This is a genomic window from Limimaricola sp. G21655-S1, from assembly GCF_027213785.1.
Taxonomy (GTDB): Bacteria; Pseudomonadota; Alphaproteobacteria; order Rhodobacterales; family Rhodobacteraceae; genus Limimaricola.
This window is the reverse complement of the sequence record NZ_JAPWGO010000048.1, coordinates 1-5,865: the sequence shown is the minus strand read 5'-3', so window position 1 is coordinate 5,865 and position 5,865 is coordinate 1. Positions and strand designations below refer to the sequence as shown.

Annotated in this window: 6 protein-coding genes; 1 reads left to right on the top strand and 5 read right to left on the bottom strand. The window is 66.4% G+C overall.

Translation table 11 applies throughout. The features are described from left to right. From O4G76_RS19650 to O4G76_RS19630, 5 genes are all read right to left on the bottom strand, one after another. A partial coding sequence (locus tag O4G76_RS19650; protein WP_269398847.1) for a sodium:calcium antiporter occupies positions 1–827 on the bottom strand: 827 nt, incomplete at its 3' end. Then, complete coding sequence (locus O4G76_RS19645; RefSeq protein WP_269398846.1) at positions 824–3,136, bottom strand: heavy metal translocating P-type ATPase; 2,313 nt, start codon at positions 3,134–3,136, stop codon at positions 824–826. The genes O4G76_RS19645 and O4G76_RS19650, both read right to left, overlap by 4 nt. Positions 3,137–3,221: 85 nt before the next feature. After that, positions 3,222–4,004, bottom strand: coding sequence for a ZIP family metal transporter (locus O4G76_RS19640; RefSeq protein ID WP_269398845.1), 783 nt, complete (start codon positions 4,002–4,004; stop codon positions 3,222–3,224). Positions 4,005–4,036: 32 nt separating this feature from the next. Then, positions 4,037–5,404 (bottom strand): M23 family metallopeptidase, encoded by a 1,368-nt coding sequence (locus tag O4G76_RS19635; protein ID WP_269398844.1) that lies wholly within the window; start codon positions 5,402–5,404, stop codon positions 4,037–4,039. Continuing rightward, on the bottom strand, positions 5,401–5,541 hold the full coding sequence (locus O4G76_RS19630; protein WP_269398843.1) for a hypothetical protein: 141 nt from the start codon (positions 5,539–5,541) through the stop codon (positions 5,401–5,403). The genes O4G76_RS19635 and O4G76_RS19630 overlap by 4 nt, the downstream gene beginning before the upstream one ends. A gap of 212 nt (positions 5,542–5,753) precedes the next feature. Between O4G76_RS19630 and O4G76_RS19625 the strand changes: the two genes are divergently transcribed. Then, positions 5,754–5,865, top strand: a 112-nt coding sequence (locus tag O4G76_RS19625; RefSeq protein WP_269398848.1) for a MerR family DNA-binding transcriptional regulator, incomplete at its 3' end; no start/stop codon positions are given.

The following is a 5,865-nucleotide window of genomic DNA, read 5'->3' as shown; positions in this document are numbered from 1 at the left end:
TCGATCGTCATCCCGACGATCGTCAGCGGAATGAAGGCCAAGGTCATGGTCACGGCATGATCGCCGATGACGCTGGTGACGCCCGAAGTGATCTGCCCACTACGGGCGACATACCAGGTCGCGAAGACCTCTGGCAGCGCTGCCACGGGAGCGGTGATGAAGAGGCCGCCGATGATCTTGGACAGCCCGAACGCGGCCACGATCTTCTCGGTCGAAAAGACGGTGAAGTAGGCGCCAATGGCCAGAGACGCGACACCAGCCGCGGCCAGCCGCTTTTCCTTTGAACTCCACTCGACCTTTTCGCTGTCGCCGCGTCCACGCAACAGAGCCTGCGTGACATAGGCAAGATAGCCCAGCAGCAGGAGCCAGCCGTCGAGGGGCTGGAGGCCACGCCACGGCGCGGGCAGCGTCAGCAGGGCAAAGAGCGCGATGATCCCCAAATAGGGCAGGGCCTGCATCGTGACAGCCCGGCGATCCACCTCCAGGAGATGCGCCCGACGATGCTCGGCGTGATCGTCATGCCCTTCGATGTGCTTACTGCGAGTCGCGGCGTAGGCCGTCAGCACCATCAAGGGAATGGCGAGCACGTTCGACCCCAAAAGCGCGCCCAGGCCGATATCGCCGACACCGCGCAGGGCGCTCGTGGTGTTGATGCCGATCTCCGGAGAGGCCGCGGCGAGGCCGACGAAGGCGCCGCCGGCGGCCACCGAGAAACCCCATTGCCTGCGCAGCTTCTTCAAAGGCTCCGCCAGATGCTCCGCGCCCCAATGGGCGGCCCAGACGGCAGCCAACAATACCGGTATCCAGATCAGAAGACTGCCGCTCATGCCATGTCCTGCGCGCTCCGGGAGACAACGCCCTCGGGCCCACGAGCGGTTCCGCCGGTTCTGGATGTCTCTCGATCAGGACGGTCTACAACGACGCTCTTCTTGTCCGGCCGGAAGAACAGCAGCCGAAGCGCGTTCAGCGTCACGAGGACGGTCGCGCCCGTATCGGCGAGAATGGCAATCCACAGACCGGTGACACCGAGGACCGTGGTCACGAGAAAGACCAGCTTCAGGCCGAGAGCGATGACGATGTTCTGACGGATGTTCGTCATGGTCGCGCGCGCGAGCCGGATCGTGCCCGCGACGTCTGTCACCCGGTTGCGCAGGATCGCGGCATCAGCAGTCTCGAGTGCCACGTCGGTGCCGGAGCCCATGGCAACGCCCACATGCGCGGCGGCGAGCGCTGGCGCATCGTTGATGCCGTCGCCGACCATCATCACCCGCGCCTCGGAGGTCAGGCCGTGAATGGCGGCGACCTTGTCCTCGGGCATGAGGCCGGCCTGATGTGCGATGCCGAACTGGCCCGCGATGGCCTGTGCGGTGCGGGGATTGTCACCCGTGAGCATGACTGGCTCGAACCCGAGTGCTTGAAGTTCGGCAACCGCCCGCGCGGCATCGGGCCGCGGCTGGTCGCGCAAGGCAATGATCCCCAGCGGCGTCGTATCGCCAAGCACGAGCACCACCGTCTTGCCCTCGGCCTCGAGGGCCGAGACGCGGCCGCGCACCGCGTCGGTCATCGCGCCGCGTTCTTCTGCCAGCCGGGGCGAGCCGACCGAGATCGTCCTGCCATCGATCACGGCCTCAGCGCCCCTGCCGGGAAGCGCCTTGGCGGCGCTGGCTGGTGCGGCGTCGACGCCTCGCTCCTCTGTCATGGCGCAGATCGCCCGGCCGAGCGGATGGCTGCCCCCGCTTTCGACGCCGGCCGCGCGCGCCAGCAGTTCCGCCTCGCTCCCGGACAGGGCGATCACATCCGTCACAAGGGGCCGTCCTTTCGTGAGCGTGCCGGTCTTGTCGAAGGCGACATGCGTCGTGCGCGCCACAGCTTCGATCACGGCGCCGCCCTTCATCAACAGGCCCCGGCGGGCCCCGGTCGACAGGGCCGAGGAGATCGAGGCCGGCACCGAGATTACGAGGGCGCAGGGACAGCCGATGAGCAAAAGGGCCAAGGCACGGTAGATCCAGTCCTGCCACGCCGCCCCGAAGGCGAGCGGCGGCACGAGAGCGACCAGAATGGCCGCCCCCACCACGGTGGGCATGTAGACCCGGCTGAAGCGGTCGATGAAACGCTCGGTCGGCGCCCGCGCGCTTTCGGCTTCCTCAACGAGACGCACGATGCGCGCGATGGTGTTGTCCTGGGCCGCCTTCGTCATCCGCACGCGCAAGGCGGCTTCGGTGTTGATCGACCCGGCAAAGACCGCCGCGCCCGGCTCCTTGAGGCGCGGCACGCTCTCGCCGGTCACGGGGCTTTCGTCGACCCCCGAGGTCCCGTCGATCACCTCGCCGTCGCAGGGAACGCGGTCTCCTGGGCGGACGAGCACGGTCTGGCCCACCCGAAGCGCTTGCGCGGGCACCTCTCGGGTGCGTCCTCCGATCTCGAGCAGGGCCACTTTCGGCACGAGCCGCGACAGCGCGCGAATGCCTTCCCTTGCCTTGTTGGCGGAGAGACCTTCGAGCATCTCGCCCACCGCGAAGAGAAACACGACAAGCGCGGCCTCTTCCGCTTCGCCGATCACGAGAGCCCCCGTGGCGGCAATCGTCATCAGCATCTCGATGGTGAATGGCATGCCCGTCCGGAGCATGGCGATGGCCCGCCGCGCTACCGGTGCGAGACCAAGGAGCGTCGCGAGGACGAAGGCCCACTTGGAAATATGGGTCGGCAGGAACAGGTGCGAGGCCGCAGCAACCGCCAGCAGCGCACCGGTGCCGATCACCAGATGTCCCTTCGACGTCTGATACCAGGATGCAGGGACGGGCTCGGCCGGTTGCGCCACGGTCTCGTCGTGGACGTCGTCCTCCTGCGTCGTGTCAGGAAACGCGCCATCCGGGAGGACGAAGCCGCCTTTGGGTCTTTCCGGCGCCGCGCCCTTTGGCGCGATGCCGAAGCCGACGGCCCGCACCGCCTTCTCGACTTGCCCCGGTAGGGTCTCTCCTTCGTCGAGGGTCAGGCGCAGCCGCTCGGTCATCAGGGCGACATCGACACCCGCCACGCCCGGAAGGCGTTCCACGGCTCCGCGCACCTTTGCGGCGCAGGAGCCGCAATCCATGCCCGTCACGCGCCATTCGTGTTGTCGGATATTGCCGTCCGTCATGGCGTTATCTCCACCGTGATTCCCGTTTGACGTCCGATATACGACCTACAGCCGCTGTAGCTTCAAGCCCCATGGAACGCTTCGTTCAGCCAAGCCAGACATCGAGAAAGAGCATGAGGACGAGCCCGATCGACAAACCGAATGTCGCCTTGTTCTGGTGCCCTCGGCGATGGGTTTCGGGAATGATCTCGTGGCTGATGACATAGATCATCGCGCCTGCCGCGAAGGCCAGCCCCCAAGGGAGAAGCGGCTGGGACAGCGAGACCACTCCCGCGCCAAGCGCGCCACCGATCGGCTCCACGAGGCCGGTCAGCGCGGCGATGGTCCAAGCCCGGCCCTTGTCATACCCTTCGCCGAGAAGAGAGACCGCCACGGCGAGTCCTTCGGGGGCGTTCTGAAGGCCGATGCCCAAGGCGAGCGGCAGTCCACCGGAGAGACCGTCGGCCCCGAAGCCCACGCCGACCGCGAGGCCTTCCGGGACATTGTGGATCGTGATCGCGAAGATGAAGAGCCAGACCCGCCTGAGGGAGGCGGCCTCGGGACCCTCCCGTCCGCTGCTGAAATGCTCATGCGGCAGGCGCTCGTTCATCCATGCTACGGCGCCGATCCCCAGTAGGATTGCCACGCAGACGATAGCCGCCGGTGCCGCGCCGTTCTCGAAGCGGGACTCGGCTGCATCGAGCGCTGGAATGATCAGCGAGAAGAATGATGCCGCGAGCATGACGCCCGCGGCAAAGCCGAGTGCGAGATCGCGCGTGGCACGCGACGGGATCTGACCAAGCAGCACGGGACTCGCACCGACCGCGGTCATGGCACCGGCCAGAAGACTACCCACGAAACCGAGGGCGAGCGGGGACATCTGCTCCATCATCACGATCCTTGTGCGAGCGGCGAAGGTGGTCAGAGGCTGCCGGTCGCAACCTGTCCAGGCTCTTGCAACAGGCGGGCTTCGAGCCGCGCGCGCGCGTTCAGGAGGCGGGTCAGCGCCTCGTCGGCATCGGTGGCCAAATCGGTCGCTTGAGCAAGGCGCTCGTCCGACAGGGGATCTGTGGGACGGCCGTTCACACGCACCTCGTAGTGCAGGTTCGGACCGGTCGCCGTGCCGGTGGCCCCCACACGACCGATGGTATCGCCTGCGGCGACGCGCTGCCCTTGTGACAATCCGTCCGGCACTTCGCTGAGATGGGCATAGCGGGTCAGGGTGTCCGAGCCATGCGCGATCTCGACGACCCGGCCGTAGCCGCCACGCCAGCCTACATAGGCGATGCGCCCGGGGGCCGTGGCATTCACGGGAGTTCCCCGAGCAGCGGCGAAGTCGACGCCGGTGTGCATGCGCACATTGCCATAGACCGGATGGGTGCGCTTTCCGAAGACGGAAGAAAGCCGCGCACCCTGCACGGGCGGGGCGAAGACACGCAGCACCTCTCCATCAAGGTAAATGGTGGCACGGTCGCTTTCATCGTCGGGCCAGACCACCTCGTAGAGGGCGTCCCCGACATCCAGCGCCGCGAATGCCAGCCGGGACTCGCCGATCACAGCGTCCTCCACCCTCATCTCTCGCCAGAGCAGGCGCAGGGTCTCGCCCCCACTGAGTTCACGACGGAAATCGACCGTGCCGCCGAGTATCTGCGCGAGATCGACGGCAAAACGTGCCGGGATGCCCGTCTCCGCAAGCGCCGAGGAAATCGAGGTCACGACCTCGGCTTGTCCGGCCACGATCTCGACCACGGGCTCAGGCGAGACGACACGGGTGGCCAAGCGGTCGCCGAAGGTTGTCTCGATACGGATGCCGTCATCGACCTCCAACGTAACCCGCTGCGGGGCGCCGCGATCGGTCGTGATGACGGAAACCATATGACCGGGACGGAGCTTGCGCAGGTCGTATTCGACGCCGATCGCGAGAGCGACCTCTGCCCGGTCCGCCGCCTCGAGGCCAGCGTCCATCAGAACTGTGTCCAGCGTCTCTCCCGCGGCAATCTCGCGCGACCATGCAGCACGTGACGATGCCGTCGCCGGCAGGGCGGTCTCGGCCACCAACACCTCTGGGAGAGCCAACGGCGTGGCGACGGGCGCAACATCGTGCTCCGCAGAAACTTCGACCGGGGGGCCCTGAGCGAGTGACGGTGACGCGATGGGGGCAGGGGCCCATGCGCCGATCGTCTTCAGGGCCGGCGGCACCGCTTCCGTCGGGACCAGGGTTGGGTAGACAAGAATACCTGCCGAAACACCGAGCGCCGCAATCCCCGCGGCCCAGTAGCGCAACCTCATGCCGGACCCTTGTTTGCAGCGCTCAAGGCCGCGCGGATCTTGAGCGCGATGAACTGTCCCGGCTGGGAACGGTGGGCATAAGCGACGGAAGGGTCCGTCGTCTCGGGCAGGTCGTCATTCGCCAGATGGCTGGTCATGTGATGCCTTGTGTCTACGAAGGGCCAATGCTTGGTGCTACCGGCCCCTTGGCGGCCGATTCCGAAGTTTTCAGCGCACTGCTAAAACCTCGAGCCACTGGAGGTTCAACCCCCATTCGCGTGAACACGGCAAAGCGGCCCGTGATCTCGCGGCACGATCTTGCCAAACCGCCGCTCCAAACCTACGGAAGGTGTAGGTTTGGAGGGCGAAGATGCTGACGATCGGTTATCTGGCGAAGAAGACGGACACGAAGGTGCAGACCATCCGCTATTACGAGCAGGTCGGCCTGATGCCCGAACCGGGGCGGACCGATGGTGGACAGC